The organism is Candidatus Kaiserbacteria bacterium, from assembly GCA_016699245.1.
Classification (GTDB): domain Bacteria; phylum Patescibacteriota; class Minisyncoccia; order Phycocordibacterales; family UBA918; genus Damh-18.
This window is the reverse complement of record CP064968.1, coordinates 854,967-876,659: the sequence shown is the minus strand read 5'-3', so window position 1 is coordinate 876,659 and position 21,693 is coordinate 854,967. Positions and strand designations below refer to the sequence as shown.

The 21,693-nt window shown below is 42.6% G+C and carries 25 protein-coding genes and 4 tRNA genes; 7 read left to right on the top strand and 22 right to left on the bottom strand.

What is annotated here, in order from left to right; all coding sequences use genetic code 11:
* Positions 1-33 precede the first annotated feature (33 nt).
* From IPH92_04460 to IPH92_04430, 7 genes are all read right to left on the bottom strand, one after another.
* Positions 34-1,296, bottom strand: a complete 1,263-nt coding sequence (locus IPH92_04460; protein QQR64779.1) for a hypothetical protein — start codon at positions 1,294-1,296, stop codon at positions 34-36.
* Positions 1,297-1,397: 101 nt separating this feature from the next.
* Positions 1,398-1,479, bottom strand: a tRNA-Leu gene (locus IPH92_04455).
* A 31-nt stretch (positions 1,480-1,510) separates the two neighbouring features.
* Positions 1,511-2,104 carry a hypothetical protein gene (locus tag IPH92_04450; protein QQR64778.1) on the bottom strand — a complete coding sequence of 198 codons (594 nt, stop codon included), beginning with the start codon at positions 2,102-2,104 and terminating at the stop codon, positions 1,511-1,513.
* 200 nt (positions 2,105-2,304) lie between these two features.
* Positions 2,305-2,892, bottom strand: a complete 588-nt coding sequence (gene rplS / locus IPH92_04445) for a 50S ribosomal protein L19 (GenBank protein QQR65456.1) — start codon at positions 2,890-2,892, stop codon at positions 2,305-2,307.
* Between the two features lie 123 nt (positions 2,893-3,015).
* A complete protein-coding gene (locus IPH92_04440; GenBank protein ID QQR64777.1) occupies positions 3,016-3,771 on the bottom strand; it encodes an RluA family pseudouridine synthase in 756 nt (251 codons plus the stop codon).
* Positions 3,740-4,429 carry a di-trans,poly-cis-decaprenylcistransferase gene (gene uppS / locus IPH92_04435; GenBank protein ID QQR64776.1) on the bottom strand — a complete coding sequence of 230 codons (690 nt, stop codon included), beginning with the start codon at positions 4,427-4,429 and terminating at the stop codon, positions 3,740-3,742. Before uppS ends, IPH92_04440 begins: the two co-directional genes overlap by 32 nt.
* 57 nt (positions 4,430-4,486) lie before the next feature.
* A complete protein-coding gene (locus IPH92_04430) occupies positions 4,487-4,759 on the bottom strand; it encodes an acylphosphatase (GenBank protein QQR64775.1) in 273 nt (90 codons plus the stop codon).
* 82 nt (positions 4,760-4,841) lie between these two features.
* On the opposite strand from IPH92_04430, the gene IPH92_04425 reads away from it, so the two are divergent.
* Positions 4,842-4,917, top strand: a tRNA-Val gene (locus IPH92_04425).
* Here IPH92_04425 and IPH92_04420 read toward each other — a convergent pair.
* Both IPH92_04420 and IPH92_04415 read right to left on the bottom strand, forming a co-directional pair.
* Positions 4,905-6,539, bottom strand: coding sequence for a recombinase family protein (locus IPH92_04420; protein ID QQR64774.1), 1,635 nt, complete (start codon positions 6,537-6,539; stop codon positions 4,905-4,907). The genes IPH92_04425 and IPH92_04420 overlap by 13 nt on opposite strands.
* A 172-nt stretch (positions 6,540-6,711) precedes the next feature.
* Positions 6,712-7,977 (bottom strand): DUF4263 domain-containing protein, encoded by a 1,266-nt coding sequence (locus IPH92_04415; GenBank protein ID QQR64773.1) that lies wholly within the window; start codon positions 7,975-7,977, stop codon positions 6,712-6,714.
* Positions 7,978-8,106: 129 nt separating this feature from the next.
* On the opposite strand from IPH92_04415, the gene IPH92_04410 reads away from it, so the two are divergent.
* Both IPH92_04410 and IPH92_04405 read left to right on the top strand, forming a co-directional pair.
* The gene (locus tag IPH92_04410) at positions 8,107-8,661 is read left to right on the top strand and encodes a hypothetical protein (protein QQR64772.1); all 555 of its coding nucleotides are present in this window, start codon (positions 8,107-8,109) and stop codon (positions 8,659-8,661) included.
* 10 nt (positions 8,662-8,671) lie between these two features.
* On the top strand, positions 8,672-9,250 hold the full coding sequence (locus IPH92_04405; GenBank protein QQR64771.1) for a hypothetical protein: 579 nt from the start codon (positions 8,672-8,674) through the stop codon (positions 9,248-9,250).
* Between the two features lie 68 nt (positions 9,251-9,318).
* Here the strand turns inward: IPH92_04405 and IPH92_04400 are convergent, their stop codons facing one another.
* The 9 genes from IPH92_04400 to ruvX form a co-directional block, all read right to left on the bottom strand.
* A complete protein-coding gene (locus IPH92_04400) occupies positions 9,319-9,516 on the bottom strand; it encodes a hypothetical protein (protein ID QQR64770.1) in 198 nt (65 codons plus the stop codon).
* A 714-nt stretch (positions 9,517-10,230) separates the two neighbouring features.
* Positions 10,231-10,848, bottom strand: a complete 618-nt coding sequence (locus tag IPH92_04395; protein ID QQR64769.1) for an arylesterase — start codon at positions 10,846-10,848, stop codon at positions 10,231-10,233.
* A gap of 44 nt (positions 10,849-10,892) precedes the next feature.
* Positions 10,893-10,964: transfer RNA gene (locus tag IPH92_04390), tRNA-Arg, on the bottom strand.
* 173 nt (positions 10,965-11,137) lie between these two features.
* On the bottom strand, positions 11,138-11,566 hold the full coding sequence (locus IPH92_04385; GenBank protein ID QQR64768.1) for a hypothetical protein: 429 nt from the start codon (positions 11,564-11,566) through the stop codon (positions 11,138-11,140).
* Between the two features lies 1 nt (position 11,567).
* Positions 11,568-12,101: a hypothetical protein gene (locus IPH92_04380; GenBank protein QQR64767.1), complete on the bottom strand. Its 534-nt coding sequence runs from the start codon at positions 12,099-12,101 to the stop codon at positions 11,568-11,570.
* Between the two features lie 3 nt (positions 12,102-12,104).
* A complete protein-coding gene (locus IPH92_04375; GenBank protein ID QQR64766.1) occupies positions 12,105-12,647 on the bottom strand; it encodes a PilN domain-containing protein in 543 nt (180 codons plus the stop codon).
* A gap of 2 nt (positions 12,648-12,649) precedes the next feature.
* A complete protein-coding gene (gene pilM / locus IPH92_04370; GenBank protein QQR64765.1) occupies positions 12,650-13,696 on the bottom strand; it encodes a pilus assembly protein PilM in 1,047 nt (348 codons plus the stop codon).
* A 113-nt stretch (positions 13,697-13,809) separates the two neighbouring features.
* Positions 13,810-14,154, bottom strand: a complete 345-nt coding sequence (locus IPH92_04365) for a hypothetical protein (protein ID QQR64764.1) — start codon at positions 14,152-14,154, stop codon at positions 13,810-13,812.
* A gap of 77 nt (positions 14,155-14,231) precedes the next feature.
* A complete protein-coding gene (ruvX, locus tag IPH92_04360) occupies positions 14,232-14,621 on the bottom strand; it encodes a Holliday junction resolvase RuvX (GenBank protein ID QQR64763.1) in 390 nt (129 codons plus the stop codon).
* A gap of 81 nt (positions 14,622-14,702) precedes the next feature.
* Here ruvX and IPH92_04355 point away from each other — a divergent pair.
* From IPH92_04355 to IPH92_04345, 3 genes are all read left to right on the top strand, one after another.
* Positions 14,703-14,789 (top strand) — tRNA-Ser (locus tag IPH92_04355).
* A gap of 167 nt (positions 14,790-14,956) precedes the next feature.
* Positions 14,957-15,301, top strand: a complete 345-nt coding sequence (locus IPH92_04350; GenBank protein ID QQR64762.1) for a TfoX/Sxy family protein — start codon at positions 14,957-14,959, stop codon at positions 15,299-15,301.
* Positions 15,298-16,002 carry a DNA alkylation repair protein gene (locus IPH92_04345; GenBank protein QQR64761.1) on the top strand — a complete coding sequence of 235 codons (705 nt, stop codon included), beginning with the start codon at positions 15,298-15,300 and terminating at the stop codon, positions 16,000-16,002. The genes IPH92_04350 and IPH92_04345 overlap by 4 nt, the downstream gene beginning before the upstream one ends.
* A gap of 137 nt (positions 16,003-16,139) precedes the next feature.
* Here the strand turns inward: IPH92_04345 and dcm are convergent, their stop codons facing one another.
* Genes dcm through radC form a run of 3 tightly spaced genes read right to left on the bottom strand, consistent with a single transcriptional unit; the run spans position 16,140 to position 19,551 of the window.
* Entirely contained in the window at positions 16,140-17,405 is a 1,266-nt protein-coding gene (gene dcm / locus IPH92_04340; protein QQR64760.1) for a DNA (cytosine-5-)-methyltransferase, read from the bottom strand.
* Positions 17,406-17,436: 31 nt separating this feature from the next.
* Positions 17,437-18,882 carry a DNA mismatch repair protein gene (locus IPH92_04335; protein ID QQR64759.1) on the bottom strand — a complete coding sequence of 482 codons (1,446 nt, stop codon included), beginning with the start codon at positions 18,880-18,882 and terminating at the stop codon, positions 17,437-17,439.
* Between the two features lie 9 nt (positions 18,883-18,891).
* A complete protein-coding gene (gene radC / locus IPH92_04330; GenBank protein ID QQR64758.1) occupies positions 18,892-19,551 on the bottom strand; it encodes a DNA repair protein RadC in 660 nt (219 codons plus the stop codon).
* Between the two features lie 308 nt (positions 19,552-19,859).
* Here radC and gdhA point away from each other — a divergent pair, with 308 nt between their 5' ends.
* Positions 19,860-21,182 carry an NADP-specific glutamate dehydrogenase gene (gene gdhA, locus IPH92_04325; GenBank protein ID QQR64757.1) on the top strand — a complete coding sequence of 441 codons (1,323 nt, stop codon included), beginning with the start codon at positions 19,860-19,862 and terminating at the stop codon, positions 21,180-21,182.
* A gap of 76 nt (positions 21,183-21,258) precedes the next feature.
* On the opposite strand, the gene IPH92_04320 is transcribed toward gdhA, so the two are convergent.
* Positions 21,259-21,690: an NUDIX domain-containing protein gene (locus tag IPH92_04320; GenBank protein QQR64756.1), complete on the bottom strand. Its 432-nt coding sequence runs from the start codon at positions 21,688-21,690 to the stop codon at positions 21,259-21,261.
* Positions 21,691-21,693: the final 3 nt, after the last annotated feature.

Genomic DNA, 21,693 nt, shown 5'->3' with positions numbered 1-21,693 from the left:
CTGCATTATGTACACCTCAATTTTCTTTATGTATTACTTTGCACTCGTACCAATGTAGATAATGGTGGGATCGTAAGGGTCATATGCCACAAATGATGCATTACGACTGTTATCGAGCGGGGTAATTGCCCACGTCGCTCCCCCGTTTATGGAACGGTAGAATGTCTTGCCTGCCACGAATGAAATCTCATTTGAATCATTTGGATTGATTGCTATAGAAGGTATCGAGAACTTCAATGCACTTTCAATAATATTTACTGGCTTCCAAAACTTTCCATAATCAGTACTGCGATATATACCAGCAGATGCACTGAGGTACACCGTTCCAGAAGTATTTGGATCTGCAATAATGAAAATTGGTCCTGATGGTGCCTTCTCTGTTTTATTGCGTTCAAGGAGTGCTGTGGCCGATGCTTTTACTTTTTTTCCACCCTCTTTATTTCCTGCTCGTGTAAGTGCAGAAGCTTCCTCATTTATTCGCTTTACCTCTTTTGTTTTTTCCTCTTCCCAATTGAGCCAGGTAAGCCCCCCGTCAGTAGAGTGGTATATTTTCCCTTTGCTCACAAGCATATATACAAATGAGGCACGCGAACTATCAAAGGTGAAATCACTGATGTATCCTTTAATATTCTGACCAATATTTTTCCAGGTATCTCCTCCATCTACACTGCGCACCACCGTACCCACACTTGAACCAGCAAGCACCACATCTGCATTTTGTGGATTCTGCACAAGTGCAGAAATGTAGGTGTCTACACCAGGCTCCGCGTATACTGCGCGCCACGCTTGACCTTGGGTATCAGTTCTAAATATACGTCCATTTCCCGAAACAACTCCTGAAGCGAATGCTCGATTATCGGGGTCTTTTTTATCGAGAATAAAACTATAGATTTGTTTCGGAGGGAAACTAATCTGCTTCCAACTATTCACTGGTTCATTATTTAAAAACAGGCCATCATCATAGGTAGAAACCACAATGCGGTTTTCGGTGTCAGGATGAAAGGCAATACTAAGCACGTCTGCAATACCAATCTTTGCATTTGTCGTTGTTGCAATTTTGAAATAGTTTTCAAAATTTAAACCACTATCAGTGCTACGCAGAATACTGTCTTTGTATACACCTGCAACAATATCATTGGTATTTTGTGTTGGCTCTTTTGTTTCAGTGCTTTGTTCTGTGGGTGGTGTTTTAACTTTTTTATTACTGGACATAAACGTCATCGCAATAGCGATAACAACCCCTATTATTGCCACTGCAATAATAGTCTGAAGAATCACATTTTTTTTCTCATGCATATGTATATAAATAGTAGCATATTGTGCTGAGGAGATAATCGAGCGATGGGTTACAAAAGCGAAACGACCAGAAACTAATCTGGTCGTTTTTATCGCTTTTGTGCCCAGGACAGGACTTGAACCTGCATGCCTTGCGGCGCTACCACCTCAAGGTAGTGAGTCTGCCAATTTCTCCACCTGGGCGACACTTTGTCAAGAGAACGTAAATACGCTACTAAAGACGTTCGGCAATTGTACTCAACATTTCTTCTATTTTCAAGCGTTTTCGCATAAGACAAGGGGTATCAATACTTGTATACATTGCTCTCAACAACAATAACGAATCTGCTTTCGCATATTTAAGTTGGAAACACTGTTTTTTAGTGCCACCTGTAATATGACCTTTAATACCTAAGCGACTGAAAACTTCTCTTTGAATCCAAAGTATGTGTTCTTTGCTTGCAGAAACAAACACGGTGTAGAACATAAAACTAGACTTCCATCGAGGGTCAAAATATGAGTACGTGCAACCATCGCCATCAAATGAGCCGAGCAAGAAGTTAAAAAAATATTTTTCTGGGATGGCTATTTCACCTATAACTTTTGATTTATTGGACATTAGTCCAATACTCACTAGAAACGTATAGAAGAGCACGTCGCTAAACTGCACCACAAAATACTTTTTCTCCTTCATCGTTCCACTTGATTTCCTTCCGATATTCCCCTCAATGTCGAGTGCTTTTTGGAAAAGAATAATGAGTTCAATATCCTTAGATGTAAAAATAATATGGCGTCCATCTGGTGATAAATTTCCATCAGATACCAGCAAGCCTATTGCATACGCAAAATCGGATGATCACTCGATGTGTACTTTTCCTTTTGGTTTTGGGCCTCGTAATCCCATATCAGTATAATTTTATCTCAAGTATATAGCGTCTACCAATTAATGTATGCACTTTTGATCAATCAATGAAAATAGAAAACGCGCGCCCCGTAGGGGCGCGCGTTTTTCATTCCAATTCCAAATACTTATTTAGTCTCCTCCTGGGTTACAGTTTCTGCTGTTACTTCGGGAGTTGCAACTACTTCTGCTACCACTTCAGGAGCGGGTGTTGCTTCGGCTTCTGCAGCGGCCTTTGCTTCTGCTGCTGCCTTGAGTGCGGCCTCGGCTTCAGCCTGTACCTTTGCCTCCTCTGCGAGGCGAGCCTCCTCAGCTGCCTTTGCTGCTGCTTCCTCTGCAGCCTTTCGGTCGCGATCTGCCTTCACTTCAATTTCAGACTCTGAAGACACATTCATGAGGCGCATGCGACGCATCTGGCGCTTAACCTCACGCGCAACCTTCTCGCGGATGTAGTAGAGTTTTGCACGACGGACTGTACTGCGACGTACAATCTCAATCTTATCAATACGTGGAGAGTAGAGTGGGAAGATTTTTTCTACACCAATTCCATCAACAACCTTTCGTACGGTAAAGGTGGCACCTGCCTCAGCACCATGCTTGCGCGCAAGTACGAGTCCCTCAAAAATCTGGATACGTGTCTTGCCCTTATCTTCAATCTTCTGGTGAACACGCACGATGTCCCCCGCCTTGATATCAAGGTTCTTGCGATCTTCCATGTTGACGGAAGAAATTGTGATTCCTGCTATTGCTGTATTCATAATACGATTAATACTGGTTACTACTCTAAATCCGCGTTTCTAATACTAGATTTTAAAACGTGCTGTACTTTAACACAGGAATCATGCGGTCGCAATACCGTCGGCCGCCTCGATAAAATCGGGGGGTAATGGCGCTATAAAAGTGCGTTCGCCGGCGGTGGGAAGTGTAAGGGTAATACGGTGAGCGTGGAGAGCGAGTCTTTTGAAGCCAAGGTTACTTTTCCCCCGCGTATCTTCTGTTGCATAGAGCGTATCGGCCACAATCGGTCTCCCAATCGAGCGTAAGTGGACACGAATCTGGTGTGTACGGCCGGTCTTTGGGGTAATTTTAAGATACGCATGGGTGCTATTTTGGCCAATGAGTTCCCAGTCTGTCCTTGCTTCTCTGAGCGTACCACGCGCACCACGCTCTGCTGAGCGTAAACGAAAATCCTTGTTGCTCCTCCCGATAAAGCGATCAACAGTACCCCACTTTTCTTTCATCGTTCCGTATACAAATGCACGATACTCCTTCTGTGCGTGTCTGTCATGAAACTGCTCTTTAAGAAAAAGAAATGCTTCTTGTGTTTTTGCAAGAATAAGTACTCCAGAAGTATCTCTGTCCAAGCGATGTACTACGCCCGAGCGCTTGAGAGGAGTGCCGTCTTGTGCAAGACCAGGTTCCCCCACTCCGCGCGCCTGTGGCGTGCGGGCAAGAAGCCAATCCACCACCGTCGGCTCTCCACTCCTCCCATCCTCGTGCACTACAAGGCCTGATGGCTTATGTATCACCACGCAATCGTCATCCTCATAGAGGACTTCAATATCAGGCACCGTGACGGCGTTTTCGTTTAGCATATTGTTCTAGAATACTCTGAAACTCAGATTCTCCAAAGTCCGGCCATAGTGTGTCGACAAAAAAGAATTCACTGTATGTTGATTGCCATGCGAGAAAATTGGACAAACGTTTTTCCCCACCTGTGCGGATAATGAGATCGGGGTCGGGCATGCCCTTAGTCCACAAAAGGTCTCCAAAGGATTCTTCGGTCACCGGGGTACCTATAAGAAGCGCACGATTCACCGCGTCCACTATCTCGGCACGTGCTCCGTATGAAAGTGCAATCCAAACAGTAAGCTGTGGAGACTTCACATTCCTCGCTTCCATTTTAAAAATAGCGTTTTGGAGGCCCTGTGAAAGGTGTGAACGCTCACCTATGACACGGATATTTGCCTGCTTCCCTTCTTGCTTAAGCAAATCGGGAAATTCGTGTATCGCCTTTTCAAGAAGGCGCATCAAGTAACCCACCTCTTCTTCGGTGCGTTTCCAGTTCTCCGTTGAGAACGCGTAACACACCATGTGTGGTATATGGGCACTGTATACAGAGTCAGTGATACGTTTCATCTGTTCGTACCCGCGGGCATGTCCTTCAAGAGTCGAAAGACCCTGCGCTTTTGCCCAGCGACGGTTCCCGTCCATAATAAACCCGACACACTGTGGTATTTTTTCTTCGTTCATATATACATACAACTACATCAATCTCACTTTTGTTCTTAATAATTACTAGTTGAATTGCTAGAGCACTTTAAACTCATCAAAAGTCATTTCTGGAGAACGCCAATCAATTGCCATATTCTCCACACGTGAAAGTGACGACCCTTGGTTGAGTATCTCGATGCACGCTTTCAGTTCATCAGGTGTTCCTTGGAGCACAATCTCCACTGCACCGTTCTCATGATTTTTAATCCAACCATAGAGTCCGTGTTCTTTTGCATATCCTTCAATACAATCACGATATCCCACGCGCTGCACTTTTCCACTCACCATACAATGAATTTCTGAAAACATAGTCATGAGTATACCGCATAATGCGAAGCATGTTGCATAATGCCACATTTTCGATATACTTTGGCTTACTGAATAAACACATGCGCGATTAGCTCAGTTGGTAGAGCAGCTCGTTTACACCGAGAAGGTCAGGAGTTCAAGTCTCTTATCGCGCACCAAGAGAAACATTTGATGTTTCAATAGATTCAAGTGAAGCAAAAGGTTCGTTGAGGGTATATTCCTCAACGGATTTTTTGTTTATAGTAAAGTTCAAGAAGAACTTTTGCAGTAAGGTGTCCAAATCACTCATTTTAGTAGTTTTCTTCAGTATTGAAGCCATATTATCAAAAAGTTCAAGGAATTCCTGATAAGTCATCGGGGTGCCCTTCACTGCTTCGATTTGCTTCTCTAACTTTTCAAATTCAGCATTTACAACCACTACCCTGTCAGTCGTCTTCTGAAAATCTTCTTTTTGGTAACCTTTTACCTCTTCATCCTTTTCTAAAACCATCGCGGACTTCAGGTCGACTATACGACTTTGTAGTTTTGCCAATTCTGATTTCTTCACACGAAGAAGGTCCTGCTTCTCTTTGAGGCGTTGATTCATCACGCGAACCATTTCCACTTTATAGTGCTGGTACGCATCTACGTTTGAGAACGGCCTCTTCTTGAAGTAATCCATAACAAAATCAAGTATCACTTTGGCACGGGTAGATTTATTCTCAAACGGACACCCTTCAGTATCACAACGGTAATAAAAATAGTTCTTCGCTTCACTCTTCAATTCTTTGGTAGTAATACCAGCCATGCGCTGTTCGCCACATCCTGCACACAAAACCTTTCCTCGAAGCAGGTCTGCTTTCACCCCACCAGTTCGCTTGAATGATTTTGCTAACTTTATTATGTCTGAATTCTTTTCCAGACGATTTATTTTCATGAAATCTTCAACACTGACAGCTGGCACAAAATCATATACTTCTGTCAGGTCCACCACTGTCTCTCCATACACCATCACACCTGTATAAACAGGGTCCCTCATAAACTTCCCTGCCATAGCTTTTTGCATGTGGGCCGTGTAACTCTTCCCTGATATAGAGTTTTGGCGTGAGTATCCATTTTTATTGAGGAAAGTCGCAATCTCATCAATTGTTTTACCCTGCAACCGCAACTGGAACGCTTCGGTAACTAAAGTAAAATTTTTGCCATCTGGCCGTAAATAGCCATTACGGTCTTTTTTATATCCATGCTTGGCTTTGTTGATGTACTTTCCCTCTTCAATACTTCTTCGGTTACCCCGCGTAACGCTGTCGCTCAAATTGTCCGAAAATTGCTTCGACATTACAAAAGTAATACCAAGCAACATTTTACCGCTGGCATCGTTTGTGTGCGTGTAAGAAACAAATTTGAGGTCCTTGATGATGTTCTTATCGAGCAGGTCGATAATTTCACCCGCTTCACGCATATTTCGTGACAGTCGGTTTGGGTGCCACGCAATGATGCCATCATACTTACCCGCCTGAAGGTCGTTCATCATCTCACGATACTTTGGTCGAATATCTGGCTCCTTGGCTGACATCGACTCCTGTATCACTTTTACGACACGAAGTGAGTGGCGAAGGACCAACTCTTCACAATCAGCTAATTGGTCACCAAGGGACCGCTCTTGCTTATCTTCAGTATCAGTCGATTTGCGGACGTAAATTGCGTAACGGTAAAACTCTTCCTGATTTTCTGACTTATCGTTATTGAACTTACTACTGAAGACATTCTTCAGGTCTGCCGTTGTCTTGATTTCTTGCATTACCCCATTGTAGTACTAATAGTGAGGAATTTCAGCTAAAAGGGTTTTGTTGCTATTTGTTGTTAGCAACAAAAGAAACGAGCACCTGTTATTGCCTGTTTTCAGGCAAACTCTTGGCTGTTCTCGGCTGATACCAGCGAGGAACCCTTGTTATCACTTGTTAGCAAGTAAGCTAATTCAATTCAATCTGTGTTTTTAGAAGCAGTATCTTTTCTTTTATTTCATCGAAAGTCACAATCTCAACACCACTCAACGAACTTCGAAAAAGCTCAAAGCTTGCTATCTTACGTTTTGCTCCCTTACCTTTGAATTCAGTCGTTGAACCTGCAATAACTATACATTTGGGGTTGAAGGGTTCTGAAACTCCAAGGTGGCTGTAATTTTTCAATATCTTATCCTTTTGGTCCGAAACCTGTACAATTGCTCCTGACAAACCACTTTGAATTGAATAGATGTCAGCACCTTTCCTGTAAGGAGATGCGCTCATAAGTATGGATGCATGTGTTTTTATTTCTACAACGGCAGTGTTTTTTGTAAGCTTGTTCTTATATACAAAATCTGCATAAGTAGCACCTTTGCCACTCATTTTCATACCACCCACATACATCTCCTTTTGGAGAAATACGACTGGATGCGCAAAAACAAAACTGAATATCCAGCTATGTTTCTTGAAAAAGTCCTGCCATTTTTTCTCTAATGTTTTTGTTTCGCCTGTCTGCCCAGACAATTTATCAAATTCTTCCAAAACTGTTTCAATATAAATCTTATCGATGCCTTTTTTAGTATCTATCAGCACCCGTTGACTGACGTCAAACAGCCCTTCTTCAATAGCCGAAGATAATGACTTCAGGTCAGAATCAGACAATTTTCCATTGTGAGTTTTTATTTTTTGGAGAAGTGAATGGAGTTCCCCTTTTACATATTCATATTTACTTTTATCAAACAATTTTGGAAGCGTGCTGGCCAAGAAATCTTTTGCGAGATTGTTTCGCTCTTTGGAATGTCGGTCATTTTCTGGTTTTATAGAAAGATACAAATTGTAAAAATCATCTTTATTGAGTATCAGAATCCCTTTCTGTTTTTGATATTCGGATTCTCCATCTTTAGTAATCCAGATTTGATTGATGGTTGGATAATCCTGTTCAAGAAAATAAATGAGTGCGCTTGTATCTTTGGTAAATCCATATCCTCTATTTTTTGCTTTTTTTACACCATTTATATCGTCTGGAGAGAATCCGATGTAATGTATCCCACGCACAAACTTATAAGCAGGACTGCCATTTGTTTTATTGTACGGGTAGTGAACGATGAGATGTTTCTTTTTGTATACCTCTTTTACAATTTCAACTGAAACCTCATTGTGTTCGTCTTTATAGCCGTAAACCTCTTTAGCTGAAAGATTTTTTGAAACATATTCGCCTGTAATGTTTTTTGCCATATTAGCTGTATTATACAGGAGTCCCACACTTTACAAACTGCCATTTTCATTATATTGTGCGACCAGCTTCAGGACCTTGAAAGTCCTATAAGTTCCCCCATTCACAGCTCATTGATAGGAGAAGAACCGATGACCATTTACGTACCGAAACAAATCGTGCCACTTTCACCAACGAATGAATCACCCCTGCTTTTCTTGGCAGGACCGATTCGCGGTGGTGACGATTGGCAGTCAAGTATGGTCGAACACATCATCAGTCGTGAACCTTCCGCTCTCATTGCTTGCCCATCGCGGTGGAATGACGAGCATCGGTTGGCAAAACACTTCCACCAGCCGTTCTCGAAGGCAGATAATCGACAACTGGTGTGGGAACGCCACTACCTCAAACAAGCTGGTCTTGAGGCGAACGTGCCTGGCTGTGTCATCTTCTGGCTCGGCCTTGAAAGCTCCACACACCCACATCCAGGGCCTGAACCGTATGCCATGGATACTCGGCGTGAGATTGGCAAATTCACTGCTTACGCCGAAATGATGGACGCACGCATTGTGGTCGGCGGTGACCGTCGTTTCCATGGACTCGATGTCATTCTGTTCGAGTTGAGTGAAGCCACAGGAAAGCAATTTCCTTTCTACGAAACCATGGCAGAAGTAGCAGACAATGCTCTTCTGACAGCACGCCAATAGGAGGTGTCCCGTGCCAAATATCAATCCAATCGCTACTGGACTCGTAAGCTCGTTGGCAATCAACGGTGAACGAGTTCTGAATATCAAGTTTGAACTTGACGGCCCAATCGGCGACAACCACGCTGGTTTCGACCGCCGTTTGAGCGGACATGACGGCGACTACATCAGAACTTCGGGATTGATGAAAGGGTCCCAGGTGTTCAATTGGCGAAGCTGGACTGGCTTGTCCTTGGAGGAAATGACTGAGGTTGAGCAAGCTCTTGGCCACGACATTCCTCTCGGTTGCCTACTCGAAAACATCACGATTTCGGGCATCCCCAACTTTTCCAAGCTGGAACCTGGCACACGACTTGTCTTCCCTGCACATATGGCAGACGGCAACGTCACGCAAGCCATTCTGGCAGTCTGGGAAGAAAATGGTCCATGTCGAACTGTGGGTGAACGGCTCGAAGCCCATCACGGCATTGAAGGGCTCAAGACCAGATTCATTCGTGAAGCACAGAACAAACGTGGCGTGATGGGATTCGTTCTTTCAGCTGGGTCTGTCTCATTGCAAGACCGAGTCCTGGTCTATCCACCCGTACGCTGACGCCACCCACGACGAAACTGAAAGTACACCCTTTCGTTTCGGCGGAAGGGTGGCTTTTTTATATAAAATTACTTCTTCTTTCTTGCTTTACTTACTAAATCACGGGCCAACTTATCAATCTGATTTTCAAAACCTAAAGTAATAACCTCGCCTGACGAAGCAACTGTTTGCCCTTCGCTCAAATTCGAGTCCGAATTATTGCTTGCAGGTGAAGTTGCAATATCTACAACGTCAGTCAGTGCGTCTTTTTTCTTGTCGGGTTTCATTATGATAATAGTACCAAAGTTCAATAGAATTACCCTAATGTATCAAAAGACCATTTTATTCATATCAGACAAGCTCAATACGTTACCGATGTCTCTTCCTCGATTCTTTCAATGGCGAAGAAATTACGCATTTCAACGTTCCAGGCAACAAATAAATCATACTCATCAACAATACAATCAAAAAGTTCAATTGGGGTGATACTTGGTGCACAAAACTAAATACCCCCAGATTTTTTCTGGGGGTATTTAGTTTTTAAGCCAGAGACTTAAAAAGGTTGTCGACAATTTCGACCAACGGAAGAAAGTGTCATATGACCAATTTTTCTTATGAGTTTACGAATTAGAAAAATGAAATACTCTTGTGGTGCAACCTGAACAGAATCTGTAAGATTCAAGTCTCTTATCGCGCACAAAGGTAAATCAAATACCCACCCATTTTAAAATGGGTGGGTATTTGATTTAGAAAGCAAACTGCTTTGCTTTCGTGCCTTTGTGCGAGTCGCAGGCATATTTTTATTTCCTTCGTAGAAATAAAAATGGCCGAGGCGGGGTGACCAGAAAATAACGAGCGGTAGCGACTATATTTTCTGAGTCTGTCTCCTTTTTCTTTCATAATGAAAAAGGAGACCAAGAAATTCTATTTGTGTGTAAGTTCCGAAGCGAAAAAAATCAATTAGCAACTTGTGACCACGAAACCATATTTACAATCCAACCCTACCGTAACACAGTTCCAATCACCTCATACACCTTCTCAGAGATAAGCGCATACCCATCCTTATTTGGGTGCACAGAATCAAACATTAACTGTTGATTGCCGAAGATACCATCAAGCACGTTGGACACAAATACCGCCCCCATTTCGTGAGCAAGTTTCTCAAGTTCTTCATCAAATCGTCCAGTCAAAAGATTCCCTCGTACACCGAGGAGCACAACGACTGCACCACTCTCTTGTATCTTGGAGATAATCATTCGTAAGTTTGCGAGCGTTTGTTCGGTGGGTATCTGTCGCAGACGATCATTCCCTCCGAGGAGTACTAATACAATGCGTGGGTTACTTTCAAGAACAGTATCAATGCGTGCTAAACCATCAGTAGTAGTATCTCCGGGAACTCCTTTGTTAATAATTGGCTCACCAATTTTTGATGCGAGTGTGAGCACAAAGCCTTCTGTCTCCGGAGAGCCAACCCCACGAACCAGGCTATCGCCAAATGCAACAATGGGACCCCCCTTCGGGGGATAATTAATAATACGTGTATCATCTCGCAAGAGAAAATATGCAAGAATGCACAGAAGTAAGACCCCGAGTATTGTCCAAAATATCGACATGTTCATAGTTATATTATTGTATCAAATGCAAAGACGTCGCTCTGTTTTTGTGCCTCGGCGAGGAATCGAACCTCGAATAACGGCTTAGAAGTCCGCAGTTATATCCATTTAACTACCGAGGCAATATTGTATCGTACTATGTTCTATTCCTTTACGGAATCTTTCATTACATGAACTGTTCAGGTTGTATGACAGTTTCTTCCTTTGGTCGAAACTGTCGACAACCTCCTAAACAGTCTCCCAGACTGTTTAGCCTCGAATAACGGCTTAGAAGTCCGCAGTTCTATCCATTGAACTATGGGGACAGGGTCGGAGCGGTTTCAGTGTACAGAGGAGTACCCTCCTCTGCAAGTGGTGGGGCCTCTTCAATCTTTATTTCGGCAGTAGTGGTGGCAGGCACCTCAATGGGCACGGAGACGGGTGGCTTATCGGCTCTGAGTGTTGTAAACAGTTGTTCTCTATCATCGTATAATTTCGCAACTTCAAGAATCGCGGTATCACGATACCGAACCACTTTATCTTCAACAAGTGACGGCTCAGGAGGCATCACAAACTGCGTATAAAAATCAAAAGCGCTGTACGTTACACCTCCTAAAAATACAAACACAGCGCTTCCTAAAATTAACATCCAATCCCTCTGTGGATGCATATATTCGTGAGAATCTTTCTCCTCTTCAAACGAGCGAATTCGCTGTTTCAGTTGTGTTTTAAAATTAAACTTCATATTAATTAAATTGAGTGACTTCTATATCATACGTGCTCGACCACATATCAGTTTCGTCCTCTTCGTTTGTAAACTGCACATTACGAATTGAAACTTGGTAGGGCAAGTGCTCAAAAATTTTCAATGTATTTGTCAGGGATGCGTATGAGCCTTCTGCAGAGATGTTTACCACCATTGTTTCAAAGGTAGTATTTAAAGGACGAACGATGATAGTATTTGTTTTTAAGACTACCTGTTGTTCCCTTCCAATATTCTCAATGAGCGTGAGAAAGTCAATAACACCATCCTGGGGCAAAATATGTTTTTGCAGGGACTCGCGCGCACTGCGTGTCTCATCGAGACGTATCACGAGTGATGCAAATATATCTCGATTTTGCTCTATACGCGCATACGTTTCGCTCAATTCACGTAAATGTATTTTATGCTGTTCTACCTGAGTAAAGAACACCCAAAGCAAAAGCGCACTTCCCACAAAAAATGAGTGGCCAATTATAGCAATGATGTGCGTGCTCTTGTAAGTAAAAGAAGTTCTCATATGTTATGGTGCTTTTTGGAGGGAAATAGTAATCGCAAATGGCAAATTTGCATCACGTGCAAGGTCGGCAATCGGTACTTCGGCTTTATCGAAAAGTGTTGTGTTCTCAAGGGCATTCTTAAATTGAACCAGCGCTTCCCGTGTGGGGGCAACTCCCTGTACCTGTACTGTCTGCGTTGCATTTTGTCCAGATGCAGAAATGGAAAAGGTTTTAAAAGAAATACCCTCTGGCGCGACATTTTCAATCTCATGCAAAATATCTGAGGTGACGACCGTATTCCCTGTAGTCTGCAACTGAGCAAGTACTATATGCGCTTCTGTTACCTGCCGCTCAGCCTCCTTAAAAACTGCAGCTTCATCTTCCACACTACTGATGCGGGTTTCATAATCAGCAATCTGTGCACTCGTGAGAATATACGTGGGCGCAAGTGAGACGGTAAGGATAAAAAGTACTACCGCCATCAAAAATGAAAACGATGCGCCAATACGCAGTAAGTACTCGCGCTTGAGCACTTTGTATCCTGCTGGTGGAATAAGATTAATCATAGTTATAAGAAATTACGGAGCGCAAGACCGATTGCTGTGGCATATCCATATGAGTACCTGCGGGTAATCGGTGGAATAAGGGTGTCGAGTGGAAAAGCGTTACTCCATACTTGGGCACGTTCTGAAGGTACTTCAAGTTTTTCAGCAAGATATTCTGGAAGACCAAGAAGATTGGCACTGCCACCGCAGATAATGAGTTTTTTTATTTCGCGTGCTTCCCGATCAATATCGCGCGTATTCCAGTAGTGCATACGAATACTGAGTTCATCCACGATTATATCTGCATACTTTTCAAGAATACTTGCCACAACACCATTTTCTTTTGTACGGACCAGTCCACGTGTATTTTTAATTGTGGTGAGTTCTGATTCAGCAAGGTTGCCCAGAGCCTCACGCATATCGGCACTCATTTGGCTTCCGGCGACATCGATGGTGGAGGCATACATTAATGCACCACGGTGTACGATACCAATACCCATGCGCGTTTTCCCAAAGTCCACAATCATATACGTACCGTGGTTGCTTTTGGGCACTGCGGCACGTGCAATCGCCTGTGCCTCAATCTCAAACGCGAGCGGAATAAGTCCTGCTTGAATACATGCTTCGTAATAACTATTGATAGTCGATTGAGCGTACACCGCCACCGCAACACGCATGGTGCGATTTTCGGTATCATGCCCGACAACGGCGTAATCAAAATAGGCATCACGTGGTGAGAGTGGTACGTTTTCCTCAAGGCGAAATTCTAAGAGCCCACGAATATCATTGCGTCCCGTATTTTCAGGGAGTGTGGTTTCAAAAAGGTATGCCCGTTCTTCGGGGAGCGACACATTCACATAGCGCGCGTTGGTATGCGCCTTCATTTCACTGAGCACTGCAGCTAGTTTGGCGCCATCATGCACATTTCCACGCTCAACAATCCCAGAGGGAATCTCGATATCACCCCAATGGCGCAAATTGAGAAATTCATCATGTGAGTGCACTCGTTCAAACTGAATATACTTCAGTGATGTATCAGAAACATCCACCCCGACGCACGGGAAAGACATAATATGAGGTGGCGGGAACACCCGCTGTAGTGAAGAAAGAACGGTCATACAAAATATGTACCTTCATTATACACGTGCGGTGTGCGTATCACGCACACATTCCACACACACGACTATTTTATTTTTGTACCTGCCGGAATATCTGCAGTGGGTTCTAGAAGCGCAAGCACACCTTCATTGCTCGCAGCGAGTATCATGCCATGACTTTCACACCCACGAATCGTGCGTGGCTCGAGGTTGACCACATACGGAAACTTCTTCCCCACAAGGATCTGCGGGTCTTCAAAGTACTCTCGGATACCCGAAAGGATTTGGCGTAGCACTTTATTTCCTTCTGCGTCTACGTCCCCTACGTCCACCATACACTTGAGAAGTTTGTCTGCACCCTCTATAAGTTCCACAGAAACCACTTCACCAATCCGTATTTCTACCTTTGCAAAATCATCGTAATTAATCATAGTGCATTATTTATAACTAGTAACAGATCGTGTGTATCGTATATATTCCATATTTTCTATTTTCTATTTTCTATTTTCTATTTTCTATTTTCTATTTTTAACAGGTAACTATTAAGAATAACGCTCGCAGCACTCGCATCAGTCATTTCATTCCTTCCCTGAAAGCGTATCGCTTCTTGCGTCGTATAGTGCTCTGGCTCAAGTTCTACGGGTAGCCCAATATGCAAAGTGAGGTCCTGAATAAAATCCTCCACTGCCGCGTGTACTTTATTCGGAGCACCGTCGCGACCAAGGGAATGCCCGACCACGATGACCCCCACCTTTTCCTCGGCAACAATACGCTCAATTCCCTTCATTAAGGATGCGTCATTCGGGAGCACCTCACGCGGAAACGCCATCATGCCCTTGTCATCGGTGAGCGCAATACCCACCCGCTTCGTCCCATAATCTATTCCCATCAATTTCATGGGAATAGCATACCATGCAAAAGGATTTTGATTTACTAGAATTTTCTGGTACTATCGTGAGGCAGAAAATTGAATATATACGGAGGGATGGCGGAGTGGTCGATCGCACTTGTCTTGAAAACAAGAGTCCGGGAAACCGGACCGAGAGTTCGAATCTCTCTCCCTCCGCCGGTAAACGAACGCCTAATTAGGCGTTCGTTTTTGATGTATGGAAGTACACTTCGAAATTGATACAATTAACTAGTGAGTGAAAACAAAGTTTTTATGTATACATCCCATATATAATAAAGATAGGGTTGGACCTCTTGCACATAACTGGAGTAAACGAAATACGTATGGCAACAAAACAAGCAACGATAGATTATATTTTAGATCAACTGGCTTCGGCTGGGGATGTTTCTGCTCGAAAGATGTTCGGGGAATACGCGTTGTATTGTGATGGTAAAGTTGTTGGCTTAGTCTGTGATGATACGCTGTATGTAAAAATTACCGATGAGGGGAAAGAATTTGTTGGGAAATATTATAAGGAGGGGTATGCGTACAACGGTGCGAAAGTCTCTATGAAAATTGATGAAGACCATATAGATGACAGAGAGTGGCTTTCTGAACTCATAGAGATTACTGCATCACACCTACCTATGCCAAAGAAAAAGAAGAAAAAGGAAAAGAAAACTATATGAGCGCCATTTTGAAAGAACTGAAAAAATATGCGAGTGCTTCGCGCAAGAAAACGAATGAATGGTTTTTCAAAACGGGAAAGGGACAGTATGGTGAGGGCGACAAATTCATCGGGGTCAGCAATCCCGACGCACGTACCGTGGTCAAAAAATTTGCACATGTACCCTTGTCTGAGGTACAAGACGCATTGAACTCACCGATTCATGAGGAGAGGCTAGTGGGAGCCCTCATCTTGGTCGCACAATATGAACGAGCAAAAAGTAATACGGATCGTCTCAGGATAGTCAAATTTTATCTCCGGAATCTAACGCAGATAAACAACTGGGACTTAGTGGATCTCTCTACGTACAAAATCTTAGGACATGCAATTCTAAACGGGATAATAGATGAAAGTATCTTAGACAAACTCTCTGACTCAGAGAATATGTGGTATCGCCGAGTGGCTATTATTTCTACTATGGCATTCATACGAGAGGGAAAATTCGACTCTTCTTTGAAAATTGCCCAGAGACTTTTGAGTGACACAGAAGATCTGACTCAGAAGGCTGTCGGCTGGACACTCCGAGAAGTGTGGAAAAAAGATACTCAGTTGTGCGAAGAGTTTTTACGTTCATATTACGACTCCCTACCTCGCACTACTTTACGCTACGCAATAGAACGGATGGAAGAAAGCAAGAGACAAAAATTTTTGAAAAATATTTAAACAACGAGTGAATAAATACAAAAATCTCCTACATTTGTAGGAGATTTTTGCGTTCTGTCTGCGTGTAGTATACATCTAAGAGATATTCCCTAAGGAATCTTATTTCAAGAAAATCATCAGGTAAATGAAATTTTGTTCTACTTTTTAGTATGTAACCTGATTAACGTTTCGCCTAATCTATCGATTACACCAACTACGAGCGCATTACCCATGAAGAAAGCCCGTCGAGTATCAGTATTTCCTTCGGTATGATTTTCTGGAAACATACAAAGTCTCTCTAGTTCAATAGGGGTTAGGCGCCGCAAACCTCTTTTCGTTTTCACAACATGCTTAAAACGGGATGGGGTTGAGCCTCCTTCACTTGTAATAATTGTACGAGATGGTTTATTAAGAGCATCAGGGAAACCAACCGGACCTTCAGAATACGTAAACTCAAAACCATTTTTAGCTTTTCTCTTTTCGTTTTTTCCACCTTTCAAATACACCCATTTCTCCAAATCTTTTTTGTCTATATAGTATTCTTCAGGCACTTTCTTTTCATCAATAAGAATATCAGATAAAACTATTTGCCTACCCGTAAAAATCGGAGACATTCGTATTGTTGTAACAATAAAATTATCTGCTACACCAGAATTCATAAACGGTGAATTTTTAGAGTCTTCTAGATTAAATGACTTTGATACTTCAGCCGGGTCACGATTAATCTCAAAGGTTTTGAATCCAGTCAATGATGTACCTGGAAAAGCTTTTTGTGTAAGACCTGATGCACATAGCCATTTTTCCACATTACCAACTTTGGCAAACTTTTTTTGCACAGCAGAACCGTTCTTATACCCCAATATAAATATACGGCGGCGGCGTTGCGGAAAACCATATTCCCCAGCATTTACAATTCGCCACTCCACAGTGTACCCGAGCCCATTTAAACATGAGAGGATTACTGCAAAATCACGTCCACGTTGCTTCGCTGGCGAGCTAATCAATCTATCAACATTCTCTAACATTAAATACTGCGGGGCATTGTCGTCCTGCTTTACCAAAATATCGTAAATTGACCACCACAGCACTCCTTTTTTACCTTCAAGACCATTCGATGCTGATAGATTCTTTGCAACCGAGTAGTCCTGACACGGAAAACCTCCCACAAGCAAATCGTGCTCTGGGACTTTATCAGTAACCTGCGCTACATCGATATTAGTGAATTCGTGTTTGTGTTTGGCTTCACCAAAACGAGAAACGTAGGTTTCATGAGCATACTGACGTTTAGTAGCTGGTTCCCACTGATTAAACCAGACAGTTTCAAAAAAATCATGATGCGGTTTCGAATTGCCTTCACAGCCCTCTAAGCCGAGACGAAAACCACCAACACCAGCGAATAACTCAACAACACGAATTTTCTTCATAGGGGTATTTTAACAAACAACACAAGAATGATCAATCTTGATCTTTCTCAATTGCATGTTGTATATAACTTGCATTCAACCAAAAACATTGTTTTGTGTATTCTTTCATACCCGTCAACTCGTCTGCAACAGGCAATTCAATCATATCTTCTCGTGTACTTCCGTGTGGTCTTACATGCGCAACACCGTTAAATGAAGAGCCTGGGAAATGGGTATATCTTATTTCTTCACCCCTCTTATTTTTCTTTATTTCTCTTACAATTTTACCTTCATTTATCAATGTGATGGTCATCTCCCAGACTTCTTTAGCCTTATCTATATCCTGCATTGGAAAATTCCAAAACATTGTTTTTCTTAAAACTATATCATCAGTATTTTCCTGCTTTTGGAAGACAACAAATAAAAACTTCTTTGTTTCAAGCTGAAGATGAAAGTCAGACATTACCTCTTCTTTATCGTCATACCATGTCTGAGTTACCAAATCTTTAAAATCAAAAGCCGGAAACGAAATTGATTCCTTTAATGTTCCATTGCTTTCAAGCGTAATGACGCGAAGAGTTATATTAGCCTTTTCAAGTTCCAGAATATTATCTGAATCAACTCCAAGAATTTTATTTACAACCAGACGTTTGTAACTCTTAGCGGTTTTCCCGATATTTGTTTCCAGTTTCTTTAAAATCTCCGTATCAGTTTGACCAAAATATGGAGCAAACTTTGCGTTTACTGCTTCTTCAACTGTTTTGGCTTTTTTACTCTTTTTGAAAATTGAATCACCGTCAACAGTTCGGTGTAATAACTTTGTTTGAATCAGGTAGTTTATGTACTGTTGTTTTAGAGAAAATGCTCGTGGTTTTGCTGGTACATGACCCGGCGACTGCTCCCGTACTACCCTGCTGTTCGCCGCCTTTGTACAAGCACCGAGATAATACGTATCACCCTCAGATAAAAGATGCGCTTCATTCCTTCCAATTTTTGCGACGATAAATTCCCAGTCTTTCTGAATTTGTAAAACATCCTCATCTGATAAATCGCCAAGTAAATCGAGAAGATGCACAAATTTGAATTTGTAATCAAGAACTGTTTGGCTTTGCATCCATAAATAGAACATCAGTAAAATTACCTTGTTCTTTTTTAGAAATGAACTTGTCTCCCAAGTTTCGTATCGGATTGCTTGATAGTCAATCATCGAAAAGACGAGCCGTTCTTTTGCAACGTACGTATGCTTCGTACTATGCTTAATCGGCGTAGTTTTTAGCTCAATATCTGCAATATGGAAATCAGCTTGACTGAGTGAATCTGCTTTCTTACCAAACACAAACCACTCTACTAGGTTACCTAGATAGCCTTTGTTTTTTAATTCTGCTACCTTTGCTTCGATTATCGGCAATTCTTCGACAGGAATAAAATCTCGTATGCTTTTATCAATAGCGAGACCTGCTCGTTCAAGAATACTTTCTTTTGTTTCATAGGTCCCCATACACTAAAGTTAGTTATTTATCTCCACAATACCATGCATTTGATTTGTCACAATCACATGACTCAAAACCCTGATATCGAGTATTTTACCCGCATGAACCAGGCGTTTTGTGATTTCAATATCATCTTGTGACGGTTCAATACTGCCCGATGGGTGGTTATGCGCCACAATTATCGCGGCGGCATTGTATTTAATAGCGCTCTCAAATACTTCTCGAGGATGTACCAGGCTTTCGTTTAATGTACCTACAGAAATAATTTCTCGTTTGATTTCTTGATTTCTGGTATCGAGATAGAACACCACAAAATGTTCTTTTTTACTCGAACGAATATCAGCCATTTGTTCCCAAACATCTTGTGAGGTTAAAAGCAAAGTAGACTTTTTATCTTTCAACATTCTCTTCCCTAGTTCAAAACAAGCAATTATTTCACAGGCTTTTACCGTACCGATTCCGTGAATTGATTTTAAATCTGCAATAGTTAGATCAACAATTTGTGTATCCTCGAACTTGCGCAAAATTGCCTGAGCTAACTTCAATACGTTTAATTCTTTCGTACCAGTTCGAAGCAATATCGCCAAGAGTTCAGTGTTAGTTAATTTTCCAACACCATATTTTGCCAATTTTTCACGAGGCCTTTCAAATTTCGAAACACTATGTAGATTTGTCATAGATTATAAAATTATAACAGACTGCCGATATTGAATCGAACAAAATGCTAGAGAGTGAAGTTGAGAAAAAAGAGCAAATGGCAGTAAAAGGTTACTTTAATACCCAAATACAAAAATCTCCTACATTCGTAGGAGATTTTTGCGTTCTGTCTGCGTGTAGTATACACCTCGAACTCTGATATCAATATGATTATTTAGAAAATGTTGTGGATGAGTTTCAAATATACATACTTGAAATTGTTTTCATTTTCAAACCCAATACTATTTCGTGATACCATATATATCTTAAACGGTAACTCTTGAATACCATGGAACACTCAATACACGCCATCACCGACAAGTACACGCACCAACCACTTTTTCGTGCGGCACTCACCGAGTTTCTTGACAGTGTCATTCCCTACCTCGCCGCACAGAACACGAGTGAAGAAATATACGCTCGTCTCGAACGTCTCACTATCCCCGAACGTATGATTGTCTTTAAAGTTGTCTGGGAAGGAGATGACGGAGCAATACGTACCAACATTGGGTATCGTGTACAGTTCAATTCTGCTCTGGGTCCATACAAGGGAGGGCTCCGCTTTGACTCCTCAGTCAATGAGGACGTACTCAAATTCTTGGGTTTTGAACAAATATTCAAAAACGCACTCACCGGCCTCCCGCTTGGTGGTGGTAAGGGTGGTAGCGACTTTGACCCCAAGGGGAAAAGTGACTCGGAGGTGCGTCGTTTCTGTGTTGCCTTTATGACTGAACTTTCTCGGTACATTGGTGCGAACACCGATGTGCCTGCGGGCGACATTGGTGTGGGAGGTCGTGAAATCGGCTATCTCTATGGCGCGTATAAAAGACTCCAAAACCGCGTCGACGGTACCCTTACCGGAAAAGGTACGGGGTATGGCGGATCATTCATTCGTACTGAAGCAACGGGGTACGGCGCTGTATATTTTGTAAAGAACATGCTCGCTTATGCGGGCAAGAACCTCAAAGATATGCGTGTTGTTGTTTCGGGTTCTGGCAATGTCGCCACGCATATTGCTGAGAAACTTCTTACTGAAGGAGCATTTCCTCTCACACTCTCAGACCGAGAAGGATACCTCTATAGTGATAAAGGACTCACACGCGAATGTATTGATATGGTTAAAGAGCATAAGGAAAACAAAGGGGCACTGAAAGACATCATGCTTCCGGAAGGGGTAAAGTATCACGAGGGCACGCCATGGCAGACTGTTGCTGCAGAGGTATACATGCCCGCAGCAACACAAAATGAAATTGATGAGGCTGATGCGAAAGCAATGCTCGCCAATGGTGCACTCCTTGTTGCTGAAGGTGCCAACATGCCTTCCACACTTGAGGCAATCCACACATTCCAGCATGCTGGCATTCTTTTTGGTCCTTCAAAAGCAGTGAATGCGGGTGGGGTGGCGGTCTCTGGTCTAGAGATGAGCCAAAATGCAGGACACACGCAGTGGACTACTGATGAAGTAGATGCAGAACTCCGTCTCATTATGGAACGCATTCATGCAACCTGTGTCCAATATGGGAAAGAGGGTGATCGTGTTGATTATGTGAAGGGTGCAAATGTTGGTGGGTTTGTGCGCGTCATGGATGCGATGAAGCATTTGGGATGGTAGGTATTACAAATATTAAAAGGGTCGCGAGCTTCGCTCGCGACCCTTTTGTGTTTCATTACTCTTCCTCTGTACCTCACTACCCCTTCATAAACCGCACTTCGTCACCAAGAACTCCACGTGTCCTAAAATCTTCTCCCAATGCTTCTGGCAAAATATGTACATCGTCAGTCGGTGCTACCCACACAATGTCCACGAGTTCGTGTGCGTGGGTCCGGGTGAGAAGGTGGCAGTTAAGATACGCATCACCATTCATAATCTCAAAGAAAAACTCAACTGGCTGCCTATCTTCCTTATCCATAAATGTATTTACGTAGAGAAGTCTCCCAATCACCGGCACCACACCGAGTTCTTCCACTAATTCTCTATGTATACATTCCTTAGGGTCTTCACCAAATTCCAAATGTCCGCCCGGAAGGACGACATCAGTAGGATGGTGTGGATGCCGCACCATAAGCATCTTCCCCTCATGAAGAATAATCCCCCTGCACCGCACATTGAAGTGTTTCATATG

What these genes read in the sequence shown, in the direction of transcription:
- dcm (QQR64760.1), bottom strand. Translation starts at nt 17,405, where the DNA reads ATGAAGAAAATTCGTGTTGTTGAGTTATTCGCTGGTGTTGGTGGTTTT.
- IPH92_04395 (QQR64769.1), bottom strand. Translation starts at nt 10,848, where the DNA reads ATGAACATGTCGATATTTTGGACAATACTCGGGGTCTTACTTCTGTGC.
- IPH92_04415 (QQR64773.1), bottom strand. Translation starts at nt 7,977, where the DNA reads ATGGCAAAAAACATTACAGGCGAATATGTTTCAAAAAATCTTTCAGCT.
- IPH92_04365 (QQR64764.1), bottom strand. Translation starts at nt 14,154, where the DNA reads ATGATTAATTACGATGATTTTGCAAAGGTAGAAATACGGATTGGTGAA.
- uppS (QQR64776.1), bottom strand. Translation starts at nt 4,429, where the DNA reads ATGAACGAAGAAAAAATACCACAGTGTGTCGGGTTTATTATGGACGGG.
- IPH92_04400 (QQR64770.1), bottom strand. Translation starts at nt 9,516, where the DNA reads ATGAAACCCGACAAGAAAAAAGACGCACTGACTGACGTTGTAGATATT.
- rplS (QQR65456.1), bottom strand. Translation starts at nt 2,892, where the DNA reads ATGGAAGATCGCAAGAACCTTGATATCAAGGCGGGGGACATCGTGCGT.
- IPH92_04410 (QQR64772.1), top strand. Translation starts at nt 8,107, where the DNA reads ATGACCATTTACGTACCGAAACAAATCGTGCCACTTTCACCAACGAAT.
- IPH92_04430 (QQR64775.1), bottom strand. Translation starts at nt 4,759, where the DNA reads ATGTTTTCAGAAATTCATTGTATGGTGAGTGGAAAAGTGCAGCGCGTG.
- IPH92_04320 (QQR64756.1), bottom strand. Translation starts at nt 21,690, where the DNA reads ATGAAACACTTCAATGTGCGGTGCAGGGGGATTATTCTTCATGAGGGG.
- pilM (QQR64765.1), bottom strand. Translation starts at nt 13,696, where the DNA reads ATGTCTTTCCCGTGCGTCGGGGTGGATGTTTCTGATACATCACTGAAG.
- gdhA (QQR64757.1), top strand. Translation starts at nt 19,860, where the DNA reads ATGGAACACTCAATACACGCCATCACCGACAAGTACACGCACCAACCA.
- IPH92_04350 (QQR64762.1), top strand. Translation starts at nt 14,957, where the DNA reads ATGGCAACAAAACAAGCAACGATAGATTATATTTTAGATCAACTGGCT.
- radC (QQR64758.1), bottom strand. Translation starts at nt 19,551, where the DNA reads ATGACAAATCTACATAGTGTTTCGAAATTTGAAAGGCCTCGTGAAAAA.
- IPH92_04460 (QQR64779.1), bottom strand. Translation starts at nt 1,296, where the DNA reads ATGCATGAGAAAAAAAATGTGATTCTTCAGACTATTATTGCAGTGGCA.
- ruvX (QQR64763.1), bottom strand. Translation starts at nt 14,621, where the DNA reads ATGAAATTGATGGGAATAGATTATGGGACGAAGCGGGTGGGTATTGCG.
- IPH92_04440 (QQR64777.1), bottom strand. Translation starts at nt 3,771, where the DNA reads ATGCTAAACGAAAACGCCGTCACGGTGCCTGATATTGAAGTCCTCTAT.
- IPH92_04335 (QQR64759.1), bottom strand. Translation starts at nt 18,882, where the DNA reads ATGGGGACCTATGAAACAAAAGAAAGTATTCTTGAACGAGCAGGTCTC.
- IPH92_04385 (QQR64768.1), bottom strand. Translation starts at nt 11,566, where the DNA reads ATGAAGTTTAATTTTAAAACACAACTGAAACAGCGAATTCGCTCGTTT.
- IPH92_04375 (QQR64766.1), bottom strand. Translation starts at nt 12,647, where the DNA reads ATGATTAATCTTATTCCACCAGCAGGATACAAAGTGCTCAAGCGCGAG.
- IPH92_04380 (QQR64767.1), bottom strand. Translation starts at nt 12,101, where the DNA reads ATGAGAACTTCTTTTACTTACAAGAGCACGCACATCATTGCTATAATT.
- IPH92_04420 (QQR64774.1), bottom strand. Translation starts at nt 6,539, where the DNA reads ATGCAAGAAATCAAGACAACGGCAGACCTGAAGAATGTCTTCAGTAGT.
- IPH92_04345 (QQR64761.1), top strand. Translation starts at nt 15,298, where the DNA reads ATGAGCGCCATTTTGAAAGAACTGAAAAAATATGCGAGTGCTTCGCGC.